The sequence below is a fragment of the Enterobacter cloacae complex sp. IR5441 genome (genome assembly GCF_049238215.1).
Taxonomy (GTDB): domain Bacteria; phylum Pseudomonadota; class Gammaproteobacteria; order Enterobacterales; family Enterobacteriaceae; genus Enterobacter; species Enterobacter hormaechei_C.
In genome coordinates this window covers 1-1798 of record NZ_JBMKIA010000095.1, presented here as the reverse complement: position 1 = coordinate 1798, position 1798 = coordinate 1, and the positions used below count along the sequence as shown (strand labels likewise).

At 48.7% G+C, this 1798-nt stretch carries 2 protein-coding genes; both read right to left on the bottom strand.

The window, feature by feature from the left end:
* Positions 1-64 (bottom strand): IS1 family transposase (locus ACOTX5_RS26430; RefSeq protein WP_001676991.1); only part of this gene is annotated, 64 nt, incomplete at its 3' end.
* 165 nt (positions 65-229) lie between these two features.
* Positions 230-1363 (bottom strand): glutathione-independent formaldehyde dehydrogenase, encoded by a 1134-nt coding sequence (locus tag ACOTX5_RS26425; RefSeq protein ID WP_017384068.1) that lies wholly within the window; start codon positions 1361-1363, stop codon positions 230-232.
* Between the last annotated feature and the right edge of the window lie 435 nt (positions 1364-1798).

Here is a 1798-nt window from a genome sequence, read left to right as displayed (position 1 = left end):
TGCCGTTACGCACCACCCCGTCAGTAGCTGAACAGGAGGGACAGCTGATAGAAACAGAAGCCACTGGAGCACCTCAAAAACACCATCATACACTAAATCAGTAAGTTGGCAGCATCACCTGGCAGCTGAAAGTATGAATAATAACGCCCTGACAGGATATTTTATTGCACCCTGTCAAAAGTCATACATTCTTTCCCGGTTTTTGCTTTCTCATACCGGATAACTCTATTTAAGGCTTAAGGATAACCTTCGTCCATCCTTCATCCCGCTCATCGAAGTGCTTATATCCGGCAGGAGCCTCTTCAAGCGAAAGACGATGAGAAATTATTTTGCCCGGACTGGCTTTATCGTGATGGATGAGGCGAGACAGCTGACGGTTATAGGCCTTAACGTTCGCCTGGCCGGTACGGATTGCCTGTCCTTTAAACCAGAAACTCCCAAAATCAAATGGCATCTTACCCTCTCTGGCAAGCTCCGATTCAGCCCCCGGATCCTGAGGAATAAAGACGCCAACCACACCAATTCCCCCGGTTGCTTTCGTCGACGCAACAAGACTGTTCATGGTGACAGAGTTATCTTCATGGCCATGTTTGTTACAGCACTGATAGCCAACACATTCGCAGCCACAATCCGTACCGCGTCCATCCGTCAGGTCGAGAATTTTTTGTACAGCTTCATCGCCAGTAGCATTGATGCCCGTCGCCCCCATTTTTTCAGCCAGAGCCAACCGGTCTGTGTGCGTATCAACCACAAACACCTGTGAAGCACCTTTAATGATCGCCGAATGAGCTGCCATCAAACCGACCGGCCCCGCGCCATAAATGGCCACGCTTTCACCAGGCTTCAATCCGGCAAGTTCTGTTGCATGCCAGCCGGTAGGAAAAATGTCAGAGAGCATCACATAATCATCTTCTTTTTCTGCCGCATCAGGGGGAAGAACAAGGCAGTTAAAGTCGGCAAATGGCACCCGAAGCAGTTCCGCCTGCCCCCCCTCCCAGGGACCCATTTCAGCAAAACCATAAGCTGCGCCTGCCGAACCCGGATTGGTAGTGAGACAAAAGCCGGTCAGACCTTTTTCACAGTTTTCGCAAAAACCACATCCCACGTTAAACGGCAGACAAACATAGTCGCCCACCTTAATACGTTCAACGCCTGAGCCAATTTCGACCACTTCACCCAGGTTTTCGTGACCCAGAATCCGTCCCTGTTCAAAGCTGGTCCGGCCCTCATACATGTGCAAGTCCGACCCACAAATGTTGGTGGTGGTGATGCGGACGAGTACATCCGTGGGGCGGACAATTTTCGCATCCGGTACGTCTTTTACTTTTACATCATAAGGACCGTTGTAAATTACTGCTTTCATGATCTTCTCCTTCTTGCGTGCGGAAAGGAAATGCTGCCCGGCGGATTGGGGTATCAATCGAGTTTAGCTGCCATAACAGATCTCGCGATCGGCGAAAGGACGATTAGGATGTTTCTTAACTAAGTGCATTGAAGTCTGTAAGACAGGTACTTACCGATGAAGGCTGCCTGGAAAACGTAAAAACATCACACGTTAATCCGGTTTTTTTAAGCAGGCAGGGGATTACGGACAGCTTTGAGCGAGAAGCGGATAAAGTAAATCTATCTCATTTCTGCATTGTGCCAGAAGTAGACATAGGTGAATTAGGTAACCCTAGTGAATCGCCACGGATAATCTAGACACTTCCGAGCCGTTGATAATACTGGTTTTCATATTCTGTCGGTGACATCTGTTCGCTAGAACCATGCCGACGCTTACTGTTATAAAACATTTCGA

What these genes read in the sequence shown, in the direction of transcription:
- ACOTX5_RS26425 (WP_017384068.1), bottom strand. Translation starts at nt 1,363, where the DNA reads ATGAAAGCAGTAATTTACAACGGTCCTTATGATGTAAAAGTAAAAGAC.